This window comes from Paenibacillus sp. CAU 1782 (genome assembly GCF_054551715.1).
The window spans coordinates 1,063,440-1,081,764 of record NZ_JBTOLL010000001.1 but is presented as its reverse complement, the minus strand read 5'-3'; the positions used below and the strand labels follow the sequence as shown (position 1 = coordinate 1,081,764).

At 44.0% G+C, this 18,325-nt stretch carries 18 protein-coding genes; all 18 read left to right on the top strand.

Annotated elements, in window-relative coordinates; genetic code table 11:
* Positions 1-342 precede the first annotated feature (342 nt).
* Positions 343-1,017 carry a hypothetical protein gene (locus ACX93W_RS05280; protein WP_459391258.1) on the top strand — a complete coding sequence of 225 codons (675 nt, stop codon included), beginning with the start codon at positions 343-345 and terminating at the stop codon, positions 1,015-1,017.
* Positions 998-2,830, top strand: coding sequence for a DNA packaging protein (locus ACX93W_RS05275; RefSeq protein ID WP_459391257.1), 1,833 nt, complete (start codon positions 998-1,000; stop codon positions 2,828-2,830). Before ACX93W_RS05280 ends, ACX93W_RS05275 begins: the two co-directional genes overlap by 20 nt.
* A gap of 200 nt (positions 2,831-3,030) precedes the next feature.
* On the top strand, positions 3,031-4,110 hold the full coding sequence (locus ACX93W_RS05270) for a hypothetical protein (protein ID WP_459391256.1): 1,080 nt from the start codon (positions 3,031-3,033) through the stop codon (positions 4,108-4,110).
* A 150-nt stretch (positions 4,111-4,260) separates the two neighbouring features.
* Entirely contained in the window at positions 4,261-5,718 is a 1,458-nt protein-coding gene (locus tag ACX93W_RS05265) for a hypothetical protein (protein ID WP_459391255.1), read from the top strand.
* A 3-nt stretch (positions 5,719-5,721) separates the two neighbouring features.
* Positions 5,722-6,999 carry a hypothetical protein gene (locus ACX93W_RS05260; protein ID WP_459391254.1) on the top strand — a complete coding sequence of 426 codons (1,278 nt, stop codon included), beginning with the start codon at positions 5,722-5,724 and terminating at the stop codon, positions 6,997-6,999.
* Positions 7,000-7,001: 2 nt separating this feature from the next.
* Entirely contained in the window at positions 7,002-7,370 is a 369-nt protein-coding gene (locus ACX93W_RS05255; protein WP_459391253.1) for a head decoration protein, read from the top strand.
* Between the two features lie 14 nt (positions 7,371-7,384).
* Positions 7,385-8,404, top strand: a complete 1,020-nt coding sequence (locus ACX93W_RS05250) for a major capsid protein (protein ID WP_459391252.1) — start codon at positions 7,385-7,387, stop codon at positions 8,402-8,404.
* Between the two features lie 12 nt (positions 8,405-8,416).
* On the top strand, positions 8,417-8,800 hold the full coding sequence (locus tag ACX93W_RS05245) for a hypothetical protein (protein WP_459391251.1): 384 nt from the start codon (positions 8,417-8,419) through the stop codon (positions 8,798-8,800).
* A complete protein-coding gene (locus tag ACX93W_RS05240) occupies positions 8,790-9,224 on the top strand; it encodes a hypothetical protein (RefSeq protein WP_459391250.1) in 435 nt (144 codons plus the stop codon). Before ACX93W_RS05245 ends, ACX93W_RS05240 begins: the two co-directional genes overlap by 11 nt.
* A 7-nt stretch (positions 9,225-9,231) precedes the next feature.
* Entirely contained in the window at positions 9,232-9,804 is a 573-nt protein-coding gene (locus ACX93W_RS05235; protein WP_459391249.1) for a hypothetical protein, read from the top strand.
* A complete protein-coding gene (locus ACX93W_RS05230; protein WP_459391248.1) occupies positions 9,801-10,379 on the top strand; it encodes a hypothetical protein in 579 nt (192 codons plus the stop codon). The genes ACX93W_RS05235 and ACX93W_RS05230 overlap by 4 nt, the downstream gene beginning before the upstream one ends.
* A gap of 4 nt (positions 10,380-10,383) precedes the next feature.
* Positions 10,384-10,818 carry a hypothetical protein gene (locus tag ACX93W_RS05225; RefSeq protein WP_459391247.1) on the top strand — a complete coding sequence of 145 codons (435 nt, stop codon included), beginning with the start codon at positions 10,384-10,386 and terminating at the stop codon, positions 10,816-10,818.
* Between the two features lie 9 nt (positions 10,819-10,827).
* Positions 10,828-11,037 carry a hypothetical protein gene (locus ACX93W_RS05220; RefSeq protein ID WP_459391246.1) on the top strand — a complete coding sequence of 70 codons (210 nt, stop codon included), beginning with the start codon at positions 10,828-10,830 and terminating at the stop codon, positions 11,035-11,037.
* Positions 11,038-11,059: 22 nt separating this feature from the next.
* Positions 11,060-11,851, top strand: a complete 792-nt coding sequence (locus tag ACX93W_RS05215) for a hypothetical protein (RefSeq protein WP_459391245.1) — start codon at positions 11,060-11,062, stop codon at positions 11,849-11,851.
* Between the two features lie 58 nt (positions 11,852-11,909).
* Complete coding sequence (locus tag ACX93W_RS05210; protein ID WP_459391244.1) at positions 11,910-12,248, top strand: hypothetical protein; 339 nt, start codon at positions 11,910-11,912, stop codon at positions 12,246-12,248.
* Between the two features lie 133 nt (positions 12,249-12,381).
* Positions 12,382-12,516, top strand: coding sequence for a hypothetical protein (locus ACX93W_RS05205; protein WP_459391243.1), 135 nt, complete (start codon positions 12,382-12,384; stop codon positions 12,514-12,516).
* Positions 12,517-12,713: 197 nt separating this feature from the next.
* The gene (locus ACX93W_RS05200) at positions 12,714-17,498 is read left to right on the top strand and encodes a phage tail tape measure protein (RefSeq protein WP_459391242.1); all 4,785 of its coding nucleotides are present in this window, start codon (positions 12,714-12,716) and stop codon (positions 17,496-17,498) included.
* The gene (locus ACX93W_RS05195) at positions 17,495-18,319 is read left to right on the top strand and encodes a phage tail domain-containing protein (protein ID WP_459391241.1); all 825 of its coding nucleotides are present in this window, start codon (positions 17,495-17,497) and stop codon (positions 18,317-18,319) included. The genes ACX93W_RS05200 and ACX93W_RS05195 overlap by 4 nt, the downstream gene beginning before the upstream one ends.
* Positions 18,320-18,325: the final 6 nt, after the last annotated feature.

The window sequence follows — 18,325 nt, the reverse complement described above, 5'->3', positions numbered from 1 at the left end:
ACAAAATATAGATGGACCATATCAGTCTTATGGAAAACAATTCGTGAGTTTACCTGAATATTGGGACAACCTGAGTTTTTGCGCTGAACGATAGATTAGTTAAGACATATTCAATTGTCCAGGTGAAGGACTTCTAGGATGATCGAATCGAAGTGCTATCTGTTTATATTTAGGTAAGGAAAAAATTCCTGAACGTTTATATTGTTACATAAACATGGAGTCTGTAACGTTACAATCAATACACCTTAAACCCTTGTAAAATCAATAGCTTCATTAAATGCCTGAAGGAATGTAATTGTTGTAACGATAAAATCAGCATTACAGAAAGGAGTGTAACGTTACATGGCGAAACAGTCGAAAATCGAAAAGTTTGGCTGCGGAGATATTGTTCATAAAGGGATCAAAGCCGGGAAGTCTGTCCGTCAAATTGCTCAGGAATGTTCCGACTTCGCGAAAGAGGGTATTTCTCATACTGCTGTTGCAAAGTACATCAAAGATCAAGAAGACAAAGAGCAACTGTTGAAAAAAGAAGTTATTGCTATGCATAAAACACGCGTCCTAAAGACTGTTAATCAAGAAATTGATATCATTCAAACTAATCTGGATGTTACCAAACGCATGATTGAACGTTTTGAAATGATCGATGATATGCCAAAAACGTTCAAACATTACATGGATGGCATGTACGAGGTAATTGAGAAAAACGGCGCGGATACCAATTTTATTGAATTCTTTCGGGAATGGCAATCTAACTTTGAAAATGAACTTCGGCGAAAGGTATATGAAATAGCGACATTAAACAAAGAAGTTAGGGAAAATATGAAGTTTACCGTCCAACTTCGCGAAAAAGCATTTCAGTTTGAATTGGTTCAGGAGTACATCGGACTATTCATGGAAATTTTCCAAGAGGAGTCCAAGGATGGTGCGTATGAACGCGCCGTCACAAGAATTGCGACAAACCCACGCATGAAACAACTGGTGGATCAGCAAAAGCTTTATGTTGAAAGTGGTGGTTGATTTGCTATATAAGATTCATGAAAAACTTAAACTAGCAGCGGAAGCAATAAGCCCGGTGAATGATAATGTATTCAGATACATCAACCTTGCTGGCGAATTGGTGAGAAAGCTTAAAAAAGAATATCGAGAAGATCCAGAAGCCTTAAAATCATTGAAGGGAAACCTTGATGATTTTGAGGCTTTTTGTTTTTCTTATTTGAGGATTAAAACGAAAAAAGGCGATATTGTTCCGCTTACGCTTAATAATGCTCAAAGGAAGCTTGCGAAGACTGTCTTTGAGCAACTGGCTAAGGGAAAGCCAGTTCGGATCATTATTCTAAAAGCAAGGCAGATGGGTTTTTCGACAACGACCGAAGCAATCATCTATTATTTATCTTCGCTCCAAGAGGCGAAGAATGCTTTTATCGTTGCACAGGATTCGGCTGCTTCAGAAAACCTATATGACATGTTCCGTCTTTATTACGATTACATTCCGGACATGATTAAGCCAATGCGGAAGCGTAACAACGCTAGGCGATTGACATTCGAGAATCCCGCACTCAAAGATTCGGAACGCAAAAAAGAGCCAGGATTAAAATCTAAAATAACCGTCCAATCCGCTGAGAACAGAGTTTTGGCACGTTCTGAAACAATTCACTATCTCCATGTATCTGAACTTGCTTTCTGGCCGGAGAACTACAAAGTCAAACATCGAACATCGCTTTTTGCAGCTCTGTCTAAAGAAGAAGGATCAGTTGCTATAGTGGAATCAACGGCAAATGGTATCGAGATATACAAGGAAATGTGGGATGATGCAGTTGCAGACAAAAGCGACTACATTCCGCTGTTCTTTCCCTGGTTCGATATGCCCGACTACAGGATGCCGCTACCTGAAGACTTTGTTCTCACAAAAGCAGAACTTGAACTGAAAAAAGAGTTTAACCTTGAAGACGAACAATTACAATGGCGGCGTTACACGATAAAGAATGACCTTGGCGGAGACGAAAAACTATTCCGTCAAGAGTACCCGTCAACGCCTGAAGAAGCGTTCCTTGTTACCGGTCGAACTGTTTTCAATCAAGATAAACTGGACAAAATGACACATCACACGAAAGAAGGTACTCGCTACAATATCGTAGTTCCTCCAGCAATTGAAGGAGAAGGATACGATTGGACCAAAGTTGAATTGGTCGAAGATGAGCGGGGAGAACTTGAAGTGTTTCATGAATTTGATCCGGAACTCGAATATTGCATTGGAGCAGACGTTGCCGAAGGGTTGGAAGGTGGCGATGCTTCAGCTGCATATATTATTGATGCTGAAACCGGAGAAGATGTTGCGGTAATTCATGGACAGATGGATTTGGATATTTACGCGAAGCAATTGGATTACATTGGTCGCCAATATGGCGATGCTCTACTTGGCGTGGAAACAAACAATGTTGGACATAGCGTTGTGAATACATTGCTGAACGTCACCTTCTACCCGAATCTTTATCACCACGATCAATACAATGCTGAAGCTGGAGTGAACGAAACAAAGCCAGGATGGCCCACAACAACAGTGACAAGGCCGATCCTAGTTGATGCTATGGTCGAAGGAATACGTGAAGGGGTATGGCGAATTAACGATGCCAATTTGATCAATGAAATGAAGACATTTGTCCGGAACAGAAGCGGCAAGCCGCAAGCCATGGGGAAAGGTACGCAAGGTGGATGCAAGGATGACCGTGTATTAGCATATGGCATCGCCCATCAGATGAGATTACGTAGACCCCCAAGTACAAAACATATAATGCTTCCTTCTATTGGTGGTGTTACTATAAGAAGAAACTAATAAGAATGGTTCAGTAACCAACATAACATGGTGGACCTCATGAGATGCTAGTGTCATTCATTAAGTTTCCCCTTTGGAATATGTTTTACAAATCTGGTAGTGGGAGCCTTTCAATGCTACACTAGAAGGGAAAGACGAATGATGTCGAATACTGTGTCACTACACTAGAATATCTAGAAATATAAATAGGGGTGCTGAGTTTGCGTTGGTTAAAAAAAATTGAGAATAAATTTTACTGGGGAATAATTGGTTTTGTTATTACCTTAGCCTCAACTGGATTTGCATTTTTCACATTCTATTATGATAAAGTGGCTCAGCTTACCGTAAAAGTTGTAAATGAAACAGATGTCTTGGATGTTTTTCAACCAGTCAATGAACTACTGATAACATTTCAAGGAAAAGATATACAAGAAGAAAATATTAATTTGAAAATTATGAATATTAGATTAGAAAATACTGGCAATATTGATATTCTTGAAAGTTATTATGATTCAAATTTGGAATGGGGTATAATGCTTGAAGATGCATCAATAATTGAAGTTAGAATAATTGACAGTAATTCTGAGTACTTACGGAATGGAATTGGTGGATATAAAACTAATGATAATTTTGTTTCTCTAAACAAAGTGATCTTCGAAAGAGCAAAATTTGTTCAATTTGAACTGTTAATAATTCACTCAAATAATGAAACGCCGAAAATAAGTACGATAGGAAAAATAGTGGGTATGGATAGGATCAATGTTGTTTTAAACAATGAGAAAGATTCTGATACTCCGTTCTTTAAGGTTCTTTTCCAGGGGAATATAATGGTTCATTTAATTAGAGCGGTTATTTACTTTTTTTGTTTTGTTCTATTAGTTAGTGTTATAGCGTTGATATCAAGTGTTTTTTCAAACGCAAAGGAAAAGAGTAAAAAGAAAAAAGTGATGGGAATAATAAAACATTGTTTTGATAATGAAGTAGATGAAAAAATATTGAACATATTTAATCGTCTGGATGTGGATGTCGCTGGAAGCATTCTGAAAATTATCGAAAGAAACTCCTCTAGTCATTTAAATAGAATAATCAGTGACCAGAAAAGTGATGACGATGAAAATAATGAAGATATAACTGCTTTAACTAACGTGTATAGAAGAAGCTATATAGCTAGGATGGCAAGCAAAGAATTAAAAGAACTTATGGAACATGATTTTATTCAAAATGATGGGGATAGACTTCGTGTATCAGAAGAATTTGAAAAAATGCTAAAAAAATTCATAGCTATAAATCATGAAATCTAAATAGAGAAATTAATTAATAACTGTCTTAATGAAAAATGAAAAAACAGTAGTGAATCCACACAAATGCAATGCTATTCTATAGATGGATAAGAATGAGCGCTAGCCTAATGGGTTGGCGCTTTTTCTATTGTGTGGAAAGGTGGTGAAACATTGAAATGGCATCAGAAGGTTCTTTACTCTCTGGCGATGAATGTTCTTCCAGCCGCAGTTAAACGCCAAATGATGGGGATAGGACGAGCTACAGTCCCGAAGAATGCTAATCCCTGGAGCATCTTTAATTGGCTACCGAAGAAATACCAGCAGGCGCATAATATTGACCTGACAAAGCTCCAAAGCTATACAGCAGAAGAATTACTGGAACTTCTTATTTCCGTCCACCCTGACGTATCCTATGCGCTCTATACCTACTTGCGCATGGGGGATACAGGGATAACATTTACCGCAAAGAAGTCTTCGGGCAGCGAAGACAAAGGTGGTCAACGTGTTCTGGATGAATTGAAGCGGATGCTTAACACGCCGCTGCCATCTCCGGGCTATCAGCATGGACGTTCGCTCGATAAGCTGGATACGGTTCAACGGATGATGATTATGGTTCGTGGAGCTTGCGCCGGAGAAGTAGTATTGAACGAGCGGTGCAATGATGTTGTTGATATCGTACCAGTAGATCCATCGTTAATTTGGTTCAGGCGTGATGATGTTACGAACCGACTTATCCCCTGGCAATATGTGAAGCACGGCCAACAGAAGCAAGGCGAGGAGTGGTTTGGTCAATACAAAAAGATTGATACGCCAACATTCATCTACGAAGAATTCGACCCGATGGTTGATGATCCGTATGGACGAACGCCGATGCTACCAGTTCTTCAAGTGGTGTTCTTTCACCTTCAGGTACTACAGGACTTAAAGGCAGTTGTGCATAATCAAGGCTATCCGCGTTTGGATATTTCGATGATGGAAGAAATTATGCTTAAAAACGCTCCGGTTCAATACAAGAGCAACCCCAAGGCACAGGAACAGTGGCTCCGTGAACGGATGTCAGAAACCTTGAACCATTTTAATTCACTAAATCCGGATGATTCGCTAATCCATTGGGATAGCGTGAAGGTTGAGTACCTTAAGGGCGGCAATGCTGGTCCAATGATTGATATTAAGAAGCTAATCGACATCATTGATACACAGATGGCGACAGGACTTAAGACGCTGCTAACCATATTATCCCGACATCAGGGTTCTACAGAAACATACAGTTCCATCGATACCCAAATCTATATTAAAAATGTTGAGTCCGCGCGGAACGTTTCAAAACGTTTCTGGCAGCGGGCCTTTTCATTGTCTGCGAGGATTCGGGGAGCGCAGACGAATGTTGAGGTGGATTACGCGCCAATTGATCTGCGATCGGAAAATGAAGTGGAGCGTGACCGAAGGGCCAAAATCAGCAACTACGTCACAGCGGAAAAGAACTTCTACATTACGCCGAAAGAGGCGGCTGAGGAAATTCGTTGGACTCTTGGCCTGAATCCTAAAATACCGCCTGAGCTGATCCTTAAGCTTGAAAGTAAACATGTTCCGCAAACAACGGAACAAATTCCACCGGGAGGAGGTGAATAATCAATGGCTAAACCTACATCAGAACAATTAGCCCAAATTAATCAACTTGCGCGAGTTCCTATGACAGAAGACGAAACCTTTGTTTTTCCTGCTAAGTTAGTAGGCGACCAAATCATTCCGCGCCGGTTCATGCGGCTTACTCCAAATTTCTTGAGGAAGATGGCCGCCCAAGCAAAGGCTGGTGTTTCTCTGTTGTTGGACCATTCATGGGCTAATCTTGGCGTGATGACAATCCCGATCGGCAGAACGTTTGAAAGCCGACTTCAGATGGACGGAGATGAATTAGCACTTTACGCTGACCATTACATGAAGCTGGGACAAGAAGTGGGAGATATCAAAATTGACCAGATTGCTGATGGCATTGATGCAGGAACCATATTTGATACATCAATTGGGTTCACAGTAAGCAGCCAAACGTGCTCAATTTGTGGGCAGGAGTATTTCGGCGGCAGTTGTCCTCATATTAGAGGGCGCGAGTATGATTCAAAGCTCTGTATTGTTGACATCAATGACGGTGACTTAATGGAAAACTCCCTTGTTTTTGATGGAGCATATCCCGGAGCTGGAATTGTAATGAGCAATGGAACTGAAACGCAAGCGAAGCAAACAATGCAATTCTTATCACAAGACACGAAGTCACTACCGAGTGATGGACGTGTCTTTTATTCATTTAGCAATAAATCGGGGATTGACGGGTTTGTAATCCAAAGCCCGCAAAATAACGTGACTGAAACACAGTCAAAAGGAGTTGGAATTGTGACGGAAGAACAAAAAGCTGCTCTTGCAGCACAACAAACACAGGCTGCATCTTTATCGGCAGCAACTTTTGTGCTTGGTCAAGTGAGAATTGCGTTAGGTGTTGAGACAGACGCAGAAATCGTTGGCAAGCTCGCAAGCCTAAGCACACAAGCTGAGGACGGCAAGGCATACAAGCTGAAATTGATTGATGAAACATGCGGTGCGGGCGTTCGTGCGCTTGGTGAAGCATTCAACGTGGAGGCGATGAAACTTTCTTTCGAAGCGTTGTCGGCTGCGCAAGTGGAGAAAATCCGCGACTCCTATGATGCACAAGCTAAAGCTTTGTTTGGCGGCGGCGGAAGGCACACCGAAGGCGAAGACATCAACTTGCCTACTGGTGCATTGAATGGCTCTGCTCCAAGCAATCCAAACAACAAGCCAACTGAAAAAACTCCGGAAGAACTTAGGACGTTGGCTAGAGAAGAAGCTAGAGCCGCCCTCAAGAGCACTGGGCATTCCAATCTGTTGAAGGAGGACAAATAATTATGGAATTTGCTAAATATAATGGCAAGCCTGGTCCTGGTATCGCATATGAGCAAACGTTTGTTGAAGTTCTTGCTTCAACTGATCTGCAAGCAAGGATTCCTGGCGGCGTTTTATTGGCGCAGGGCAATGGCATCGTGAAGAAAGGAACAGTTCTCGGTCGGGTTACTGCTTCCAACAAATTCGTTCCTTATGACTCTTCCGCTACTGATGGATCTCAAACTGCTGTTTGCATTCTTGATAACGATCAGGACACAACAAGCTCCGACATTGGAGCATCCGCTTGGATTGCGGGAATATTCACTGAATCAAAATTGACAGGCATTAATGCAGCGGCTAAAACGGCGCTGCGTCTTTGCTACTTTGTATAGGAGGGGAAATAACAATGGCAATTAACGTACTTGATCCGTTGTTTTTGACGGAAGTTGTTCAAAACATCCGCACGGATATCAACTCTTTCCGTGGAGCGCAGTTACTGACTGGTGGTGTTGATCTTAAGACGGAACGCGGCTTGACCATCGAATATGACATCACTTATGACGATACAGGCATGACACCGCCTACAGGCTTGAATGATCCTTCTCCAATTCATACGCCCCCTGTCGTGAAGCATATGAGCTTTACAAATCAGGAATGGCGCGAAAAGGTCATTATCGACCGCGAGAAAATGGCGGTTCTTCGCCAGCCAGGGAACAAGTTGGAGCAACTATGGGCCGAGGAATACATGGTTGAGCGCATGGTAGGGTTGAACGCCCGCCTTGAGACTCGTTTTGAATGGATGCGGTGGCGCTCTTTGACAGGCACATTGGTTGTTCCGGCCACAAAGACCAAACCGGCAGTTACAATTGATTACGGTGTGCCGTCCAACAACAAACCGACTGCAGCTACGCTTTGGACAGATACCGCCAATGCCGACCCGTTGAAAGATTTGGATGATTGGATTCTTCGCTTCCGTGGCAGCGGCGCAAGAGCTGTTAAGATCATCGCAAACAAAAAGGTTGATACGTTGCTGAAGCAAAATGCCAAAATCCGCGAACTGTTGAAATACACATTGGGTAAAGAGGTTGTTACCGGCGAATCGCTGGCAACGATTATTGACCAAAACCTCAATGGATTGCAGTATGAGGTGTATGATGGCGGCTATATCGACGACAACGGCGTGTTCTATCCGTTCATTCCTGACAATGCCGTTATTATCATTGGACAAGGCATGACAGGCAGCATTATGGACCTCGTAACAAGTCCAAACAACTACGAGGATATTTTCACCGGACATCCTGGTAAGTTCGCTTTACCGAAACTGATCAGCGGCGATCCTGACCAATGGCAAGTCATTAACGGAGCCACTGTTCTGCCGCGGCTGAAATATGTCAACTGGCATATCTTCGCGACCGTGGCATCTTAAGGAGGGCGAAACATGACTATTGTAAAAGTGCTGGTTGATGCTGTAGGCGAATACGACGCAGGGGACATCGTAACTGATGCCCCTCAAGGACTCATTGATATTGCCTTGAAGGAAGTGCGCAATGCTGCTACTGGACAATTGCTTGCTGAAATTGTCCGTCAGGATGAATTGAGTCCAGAACCTACAGAGCGGGAATTGGAACTTCAAATGGAACTTCAAGCTGCGTTGGACAGGGAATCGGAACTATTGGAAAAACTTCAGGCCTTGGAGCCTGATTCCGAATTGAAGGAATTGAAAGCTGCGGCGAAGGAATTGAAAATTACTGGTTACACCAAAATGGGCGTCGATGAACTGAAGCAGGCCATTCAAGCTGCTGGTGAAGGCAATGCCGAATAACATCTTAAACAGCGAAACGTACCACGAAGAAATACGATCCAGACTTGGGGTAGGGGCTGACATTGTTTCGGACGCAGATATTGATGCGCCGTCAGTCCTTCCGATTGCCGAAGACCGCATTATCGAAATGGTTCCTGATTATGAGACTGCAACCGATAAGAAAGAACGTTACATTTATGCCGCTGCCATTTGCATGGTGGCGGCTATTTTGGCTCATTCGATGAACGTGCGCATTAGGAAAGCAAAGAAAGATTTCGATTTCACGATAGAAAACTTCGCCACTGATTGGGGCCAATTGAAAAAAATGCTCATGGAAGAGATCGAGGGTCTTATTGGTTCCATTACGGATGATGAAGGTAGTACAAAGCAAATGTTAGATTTTGCTGGTCCAACGCGATTGAAAGAATCAAGATGCCGGAGGTGAGGGGTTCGTGTTTCATGAATTTTCACACCGCCATACACCTTGCACAGTTGAGGGACAGCCCGACAGTGTTGTCTTATCGCGGGAAACAAAGGCGACAACGGTTATGGGGAAGGAATACGTCTATAACGGTTTATTTGCTCCTACATCTTCTGTTGAACCAGGAATGATGGTAAAGACGGATGTTTCTTTTTTTGTGCTGACATTTCGGCTTACCGTGGACAGGGACAAGTATTGTTCGCTTCTTAAGGCGAACTCGCAAGTTGAAGTCCAACGTTTCCGTCAGACCTACGATGCCAAGGATAATCCAATTGACCAAGCGTTTCAGTCGATTCAAGAAGATGTTATTTGCTTCGCTCAATACGTTTCGGGACAAATGAAAATGGACGATCCGGGTCTATTGTCAACAACACGCTATGTTCTGGTGCTGGCTCCAGATGTTGATGTAAAGCAGCCGCAAGACCCAACGCTCATAAAGCCTGATCGAATAATGCTGGATGGCCGTCCTTATCAGGTTGATGTGGTAGACCGGATCAAATATCCTAATCTGCTGCATGTCCAGTTGTCTGAGGATTTACGATGAACGGATATACGGGGTACAACTATCAGGCGGCAGAACGGGATTTACGGAATGAACTGATTAAAGAGGTTATCGCGCTATCGGAGCTGGTGGAGGAAACTGCTACAAGCAATGTCCGCTATTATCCCGAAGTGCGTAATCATCTCCGGCGGCAACTTGAAACATTGGCTTCTGACATGTTTTCAATGGAAATTACAACAGAATACTGGCAAGCATGGCTGGAGCAATTCGGCAAAGGTTCATTGATGGCTGGTCCGCAAGATAACCCCGGCTTAATGAATTACATCAACTCCGATTTGTGGAATAGATTTCGTTCGCGGTCCTCGAAGGTGGTTGCAGGGCGCGGAGCAGGCCATTACAAGGCGATGGATGGGTCGATTAAATCATCTAAAGGTAAGATGGCAGGCGTGGATTTGGAGGAACTGGCGGCTCGCGGTGACATCGACCAAAGTTATGGGCCAACGCCGCCAACATTCTTTTTACGGCAGGCATTACAGGCAAACCGAAATCGAATCATTCAAGGCCTTCAGGAAGTCATATTAAACTTCCCATACCACAAATATTTCAAGGTGAGGTGATGATTTGAGTCAAGACTTAATAGAGGCAGTGTACAGCCTTCTGAAGCGTGATGAAGTGTTCATGGCCTATCTAGCCTTAACTCCTTCATCGCCTCCAGAAGCAGTTGTAAAACGGATATTGAAAGAGTTGGAGTCCGACATGACCGTCATTTCCGAAAATATCCCACAAGCGCAAATCTACATTATGCCTGGAAGATACGGGCGGAACCCTTTGGTGTTTCAAGGTAAGTTTTGTATGGACTTTTACGCTAAATCATCTGTTACAGCCCGAAAGATGGCAGATGCAGCGTATAAAATACTCCACGACAAGAACCTGCGGACAGAGGATTTGAACACATTCCGCTGCGTTTTAACATATGACACAGATTTTGCAACTGGAAAAGCCGGTATCAAAGGATACAAAGCTATCTATGACGTTGACTACATCCGAATGAATTGAGGTGAAGGTATGGAACAAAAGCCAAAACGGGGCAGCAACAAGGAACCAACACTGACTGAACGAGAAGTACAGTTGAAGTTGCTGGTTGAAGAAAAAATCGAAATTGCAACAGCACTCGGCCTAATGATCATTGCTGTGCCGGATGATGAAAGCTACAAATATACCGATAAATACAAGCGCCTCCAAGAAATCGACAGATTGCTTTGGGGGCTAATCTAATTATGAGGGGTTGAACAATAATATGAATCCAGCAGTTCTTGATGGTGTAGGCACGATATGGTTCCGTGACGAAAATGGTAAGCTGCGATATGTGGACGAAAAAGTGAATAGCGTCATCTTTGCCCCGCAATTTTCTTGGACAAAGGTGTTCGGAGGTCAGTCTGGTTATCCATTTCACTTAACCGCTCAGGATTTACAAGATATCGTCACTATTGAAGTACCCCGGTTCTCTCCAGCGCTGGCGGAAATTATGCAAGGTTCCAAGACTGTTACTGGTCCGAAAAACATGGATGAGTTGGAAGAAGGCGTACTCTTGACAGGTGGATATCAAATTAAAGGATTGGCTAAATACGGCGTTACCGAAATCGTTAGTGGAAGTGACACTGTCCAATTAAAAGACGCTGACGGAAAGCTGACAGAGTTGGAACGCGTTGCTTCCGCTCCTACCGCTGGTCAATATGCAATTTCTAGTGACGGCATCATTACATCAGCAGCTGCTAATAACGGAAAGAACATTATCGTAACTTATAATTGGACGTCCGAAAAGGCAGAAACAACCGTTTTTGATGGAATGCGGAAACCGAAGCCGTTTAAGTTTGTTCACCGTTTCGAAATAATTGATGATCGCACACGCAAAGTACTTCAATGCCAACTAACTATTTACAATGCTATCGGCGGTGGCACAACAAATGTTGGTGGTCAGCGCAAAACACCTTCGGTCAACCAACTTCAACTTGAAGTGCTAGAAGGATATGTTACAGCGGATAACCCGAATGGCGTTGCTGCTGAAATCGTATTTGCATACGCATCATAATACAAGGAGATCCCTCGCTAACTGGCGGGGGATTATCTCTTTTTGGAGGTAATTAATCATGCCAGCACAAGTAATGGATAACCTGGACCAGACGCTCAATAAAGGTTCTGAGGTACGTCTTTCCGATACAACAACCAAGCAAATGAAAATTGGCACAGTGAAAATTATCCGCGAGTTGCGCCAAATCACCAAAAACAATCAATACAAATTCAGCTTTTGCATTGGCCGCGAGAAAGGTTGGGCAGGAGATCCGAAGTTTGACTTTCCGGCTGCTGAACAGAATTTCAGAAAGGCTTTCGATTTGATGCTTGAAGGCGGCTTGTCTGATGAAGAATATGACCAGGTAGACGAGCAAGGCATTGAGGAGTTGGATAATCTCCTGACTCGATTTCTATAGCGACTCCTTTCCGGCTGATCCTGATGCCGAGGAAGATGATTCGGACGATAATAAAAGCGGAGAACAGACGGATTGGTTAGCGCTATGGGCCTTGTGTATCAGTATGGGAGTGCCGGACAGTGAATGGGAGAACATGACCTATCCCAAGATTCGAGCACTCTCCAAACTGCGTAACCGCATGGAGGAGTTTGACATCATTCTCCACGGCGGAAAAATTGAAAAGAAGCCAAAGAAAGCAAAAACGCTTGCCGATCTTGGCATATTTTAAACCGGATAACGATCTTTCACCTAAGGAAAATTTTCCTGAGCGGCGCACTGTACCTGTTTGGTATGGTGCGCCTTTTTTGCGTTCTGGCAAATCCGTAGTTGGGACGCATTAAATCTGTTTTACGATTAAAGTAGATAAATTCGGATTCGGGAAGCTCTTAGGGGCTTCCCTTTTTCTGTTGCCGGGAGGTGGGTAATATGGACGGAATGGATAAGGATGTCGTTGGTGCGCGAATAAAGCTTGATATAAGCAAACTGCGGCCATCTTTTCAAGAGATAGACGAAGGCGCTCGAGCGAATGCGGAGTCATTTAAAGTCCTGACGAATGCGCTGACCGAGACTCAGAAGATGTATAACGCCATAACAACAGCGGCTAATAATGCAGCTTTGACAGCGGATGAACGCCGAAAAAAAATACTTGCTGAATCCGATGCACTGGTTAAACAGAGGACGGCTCAAGCAGAGTTGCTCACCGCAAAAAAGAACCAGTTGGACCAAACGAATAAAATCACTGCCGAAAAGTTACTTGCACAACAAATGATTGTCAAACAGCGGAATGATGCTATCCTCCAGCAGGAGAAAGAGCATCAGCAGCGCATGGCAACCTTGCAGCAGAAAGCCATGGGCGCCAGTTCCGTTGAAAACTTAGCTCAAGCAAAGATCGATCGGCAATTCCAGATCATGAAGAACGGTCATCGGATGCTTGAAATGGCAGATCAGCAGCATAATGCGAAAATGCTACAACAAACCGAAATGCATCAAGCGCGGCTCAATCGGGTGGTAAACGGCAATGATGTGCTTCAACGATCAGGGCAATACCTGATGGCCGGAACGATGTATTATAGCGTCATTCGCGGAGCTACCGAGGCTATTTCGGTTATGAAAGATTTTGAGTATGAGATGGTCAACATTAAGCGGGTTATGGGCGATACCGCTGATATTGATTTTGTTAAGCAATCAGCCATTCAAAACGCCAAGGAATACGGATACGCGCTGAAGGATGTCGGTGAAGTCTATACGTTGATTGCTCAACAAGGTTTTGACGAGCGACAAACGGAGGCATTGGCAAAAACGGCTCTTATGGCTGCGAACGTCGAACAATCCTTTAATGACGCTGCTCAGGCTCAAGAGTTGCTGACCGGAGCAATCCTCAACCTTGGGCTTGCTGCTGAAGACTCTGAACGCCTGCTCGATAAGCTCAATGAGGTTTCCAACCAGTTCCCGACTACCTCGAAAAAGATTTTGGACGGGATGAACCGTGTGGGTGCGGCTGCCAAAAACGCAAAAGTTGAAACGAACGACCTCATTGGTTATTTAACCGTCCTTAACCAAGCTGGCTTTACAGGTGCGGTAGCCGGTAACGCCATTAAGTCGTTCATATCCTTCTCTTCCCGAGACATCGCCATCGATAAGCTGGAAAAGTATGTAGGGACAATCAAACAGGCAAATGGCGATATGATGGGTTTTAGCGAGTTGCTGGATCGAATTGCTGAGAAGTGGTACACGTTGGCTGATGCAGAACGTCACGAGATCACTCAAGCTGTTGCGCGCGGTGACCAAGCTTCCCGTTTTATCGCGCTAATGAACAACTATTCCAGAGCGATGGACGTTGCTTCCGTTGCGGAAAATTCTTTTGGTTCAGCTCAACGAGAGAATGCATTGGCGATGACTACTCTTGAAAAGCAAGTTCTTCAGCTCAAGGCAGCTTGGGATGAACTTGTTATTACGCTGGGAGACAGCGGTGTATTGGCTGTGCTCAAGGAGATTGTCAAAACAGGAACATTTCTGATTGATGGCTTCAATTCTTTGCCTGGACCAATGAAAAACACCATAACCACAACCCTTTTGCTTGGAACAGCAATCATGGCCCTGAATACCGGTATGAAGTTAATGACAGGGCAATCCATCGTTGCGATGGTGACTGGGCTGGTGACAGCTTCGAAAGCCATGTTAGGAATGAAAACGGCTACCGATGCCGCTAATGTATCGCAAAAGGCATTTATTGCAACACCAATAGGCGCGGCTCTGACGGCTATCTCAATCGCTTTAAGTGGTCTAATTACTGCATGGTCCTATTACAAAGGGGCACAAAACTCTGTCGTTGACAGTACTAAGCAGAATGAGCGCGATGCCTACGCATTGACTGAACGTTATCGGGAATTGATGGCTGTTACTGAGAGTAATACAGCTTCAGATAAGGAAATCACTCAAGCGAAAAATGAACTTTCTGTAGTCATGGAGAAAATCAGCAAGGCTATGCCTGAACTTGTCTCGGCATGGGATAAGCACGGAAATGCCATTCAAATTAATGCTGATAAAATCAAATCTTTTGGTGAGGAGTACAAACAAGCACTAATTGCTGTTGAACAGAAAAATTTTGATTCGTTAGATAAACAGCGTGAAAAACTCCAAAAAGAGCTTGATACACTCATTAACATGCAAAAGGGTTCTTTTAACAGGGGCATAGATGCTCTGTTATATGGAGAAACATTCGGTGATCCAGATAAACTTGCAGCAAAAATAGTCGAAGCTGGCGAAGCGTTGGCGGCTGTGTCTGACAAGGCAAGTTCTAGTAAGCGGTCTTTAGATTTATTGAATGGGACTGTTTCGACCTCGACTGATGAGGTATCTTCGCTTGGTGCAGCAATGGAGGATGCAGAAGAATCAACATCCAGTTACGAAGACTCCATTAGGGACTTTCAAAAAGAAGTGAAAGATGCCAGCAGCGCTATCGGTGAACTGAATACGATTCAAGCAGACTTAAGGAAAGGTCAAATCTTGAACGGGGCCGAAGTTTCCAAACTTATTGAAAAGTATCCCGAATTGAGCAACAAAATTACAAAAGTCGCTGATGGGTGGACGGTTGAAGGAGATGCTGTCGAGGCGCTGCGTAAAGCCAAAATCCAAATGGCAATCGACGCCCTGGAAGCTGAAAAGGCGGCAACGGCCAATACGCTTTTAGGCACTCAGGAGCGCATGAGCGCCTATGGCGTTGAAATGCAGGGAATCCGTGATTTGGCATCTCTCAAACAGAAGTTACTAGGGGCGGCGGCTAATAAGCAGGTTTACGAGGATGCTGCATCTTCTTCTGCTGCTCCGGCATTCGGAAAAGACTTTGGGATACTTGGATTTGCTGTACAGATACAAGCAGGCATCAAAGAGCAAATAAAAGCTGATGACGCTGAGTTGCAACGCATTGAGTCCATTTACAACAGCTACTTCAAAGAGATGGAGGGTTATGACCAAAGAATTTCAGGCCTAACGGAATTGTTCAACGATCCAGGCTTCGGGGTAAGTTCTAGCAAAGATAAGGGCGCTAAATCCAGTAAAACGAAAGAACGCGACTTATTTGCTGAGGCTCAACGAAAAATTGAGCATGAAAAAGCGATGGACCGAATTAACCTTGACCAAGAACTCGTTCTTTGGCAGCAACTTCAAACGCAATATGCTAAAGGAACCGAGGAACGGATGAAGCTTGATGAAAAGGTTTATTCCATCCAGAAGCAAATTGTCGAAGAAAAGGCCAAGAAGGAAAAAGAAGCCTATCAAACGGCTATGAACCAAATCAGTCATCAGAAATCCATTCGGGAGGTTTCGGCAAAAGAGGAACTGAAGATGCTCCAAACACTTCAAATCCAGTACAAAGCTGGCACGGAGGAGCGAATGAAACTTGATGAAATGGTTTATGCCGCGAAGAAGGCGCAGATTCAGGAAACGTTCTCTTTTTCGGAACAGTGGATCGCCCATGAGAAAGCAATGGGCCGTCTGAGCGATGAAGAAGAACTTGCAGCATGGCGGCGTATCCAATCCAGGTACGCCAAAGGCAGTGAACTGAGAAAGAAGGCTGATGAACAAGTCTATTCGATCAAGATGCGGCTGCTAAAGGATGAAGAGAGTAAAATCAAAGAGATGTTTTCTCTTCAGACAACTGGCATTGAGACTATCCGCAAAGCCAGCATTGAAGCTCTGAAAGACGAAAGAGACGCCTTTGTAAAAGAACAAGACAAAAAGATAGAGGCCGTCGAGAACGTCATCAATGCACTAAAAAAGCAATATGACGATTATGACTATGAAGCAGAATTAGCAAAGAAACAGGCGCGTCTTGCATTGCTTCAATCCGCTGTCGGCCCCGAAGGCATCAAGGAGCGTAGAGAATTAGCCGAAGAAATTGAACAAATGAAACTTGAACGTTCCAGGGAACTGACCATTCGCGGTCTGGAAGAATCTAAGGAAGCGTTAGAAAAAGAACGTGACCTGAAGAAAGAGGATTACGAAGAACAAATTAAAACCCTTGAAAAACATTATGATGACATGCTTACCGCCTTGAAGGGTTTTGGAACGGAAGTTGAGAGCGAGGCAGAGATTCTAAAGCAGCTCCAGATAATGAAGGAGTCTGAAAAGAACGCCGAAATCCTGAGTCAACTTGATACCTTTATTGCTGAGTACCAGTCGCGCATGGCGCGGATTGCTAATTATAATGTGGCTGTGAATACATCCGGTGATTCCCCCGAATCGGATGTCGCTGAATATAACGCTAATAAAGATGCATGGGAAAAGGCGCGGGCAGCAGGTAATGCGGCAGAAATGGCACGGCTAACAACGCGTAACCAAGAAATCCGCGACAAATACGGCGTTGTTAAGGATACCGGAAAGCTTCAGCACTTTTCTGAAGGCGGGCTGGTAAAAGGATTAAGAGGAATGGCAGTACCTGTCGTAGCTCATGCGGGCGAAATGGTCTTAAATGACAAGCAACAAAGCAATCTCTTTAGCTTGCTTGATTTGAGTTTACCGTCCGTTAACTTCTCGGTGCCGAATCTTCCGATAGCGGCAGGTTCCGGTCAATCAATCGTCAATAACAATTACTACACGGTTTCAACTGGTGACGTAAACATTGATGACCCTTCTACAGCTCGTTCATTCTGGTCTGAGCGAGATAATTTTGTGCGCCGAGTTCAGTCAAGAGGAGGAGGTAAACAACGATGATTGAGGTTACGATAACCGGCAGCAAGGACAATCGGGTGGATACCTTTTCTTCCTTGGGGCTGGGCCTTAAGCGGAGGGACATTCCTGTCCTTCCAGATACAAGGGATTATTCGCAAACCATCGCCGGAATGGATGGTGAAGTGGATTTCGGGGCTGAATATGGAACGCGAACCATCCAGCACGAATGTATCCTGATGGCGAATGATCCAAGCGCAGATTACCAATCCAAAATTATTAAGCTGGCCCAAGTGTTCAATACAAAGAGGGGGGATGTCTATCTAACATATAGCGACCTGCCGGACCGGAGGTACAAAGCTCGATATTCTGGGACGTTGCCTATTCACAAAATCATCTTCGACGGGGAACTGACAATTCCCATGAAGATGCATGATCCATTCCCCGAGTCGCTCCGTGACACTCGCATTTATGAGTATGGTCAAGGCTTGGAATATGGGCAGGGTTATGAATACAATAATCATTCAGTACCAGTTAGTGTTGATGGGCAAGTCTTTACCATCGAAAACTCAGGAACAACGGAGTCATATCCGATTATCTCAATCGCAGGTTCTTTCACTAATCTGACCTTAACAGATGATGAAGGCACAACCTTCACCTTTGTCGGAACAAATGGAGCAACGGATAGTTTGGAAATCAACTGTAATTTAAGGAAAAAGACAATTAAACTCAATGGATTAAACGCCTTCGCAAGATCAAACGGCGTTTTTTTTGTGCTTAGACCCGGCATTACAACATTCACACTCAACGCAACAAATCCTGATCTCGTCATTTCTTTCCTGTTCCGTCATCAGTATCTCTATTAAATAAAG

Coding starts and splice junctions, on each gene's coding strand:
- ACX93W_RS05240 (WP_459391250.1), top strand. CDS start 8,790: ATGCCGAATAACATCTTAAACAGCGAAACGTACCACGAAGAAATACGA.
- ACX93W_RS05205 (WP_459391243.1), top strand. CDS start 12,382: ATGACCTATCCCAAGATTCGAGCACTCTCCAAACTGCGTAACCGCATG.
- ACX93W_RS05230 (WP_459391248.1), top strand. CDS start 9,801: ATGAACGGATATACGGGGTACAACTATCAGGCGGCAGAACGGGATTTA.
- ACX93W_RS05275 (WP_459391257.1), top strand. CDS start 998: ATGTTGAAAGTGGTGGTTGATTTGCTATATAAGATTCATGAAAAACTT.
- ACX93W_RS05215 (WP_459391245.1), top strand. CDS start 11,060: ATGAATCCAGCAGTTCTTGATGGTGTAGGCACGATATGGTTCCGTGAC.
- ACX93W_RS05280 (WP_459391258.1), top strand. CDS start 343: ATGGCGAAACAGTCGAAAATCGAAAAGTTTGGCTGCGGAGATATTGTT.
- ACX93W_RS05200 (WP_459391242.1), top strand. CDS start 12,714: ATGGACGGAATGGATAAGGATGTCGTTGGTGCGCGAATAAAGCTTGAT.
- ACX93W_RS05255 (WP_459391253.1), top strand. CDS start 7,002: ATGGAATTTGCTAAATATAATGGCAAGCCTGGTCCTGGTATCGCATAT.
- ACX93W_RS05210 (WP_459391244.1), top strand. CDS start 11,910: ATGCCAGCACAAGTAATGGATAACCTGGACCAGACGCTCAATAAAGGT.
- ACX93W_RS05260 (WP_459391254.1), top strand. CDS start 5,722: ATGGCTAAACCTACATCAGAACAATTAGCCCAAATTAATCAACTTGCG.
- ACX93W_RS05245 (WP_459391251.1), top strand. CDS start 8,417: ATGACTATTGTAAAAGTGCTGGTTGATGCTGTAGGCGAATACGACGCA.
- ACX93W_RS05195 (WP_459391241.1), top strand. CDS start 17,495: ATGATTGAGGTTACGATAACCGGCAGCAAGGACAATCGGGTGGATACC.
- ACX93W_RS05250 (WP_459391252.1), top strand. CDS start 7,385: ATGGCAATTAACGTACTTGATCCGTTGTTTTTGACGGAAGTTGTTCAA.
- ACX93W_RS05220 (WP_459391246.1), top strand. CDS start 10,828: ATGGAACAAAAGCCAAAACGGGGCAGCAACAAGGAACCAACACTGACT.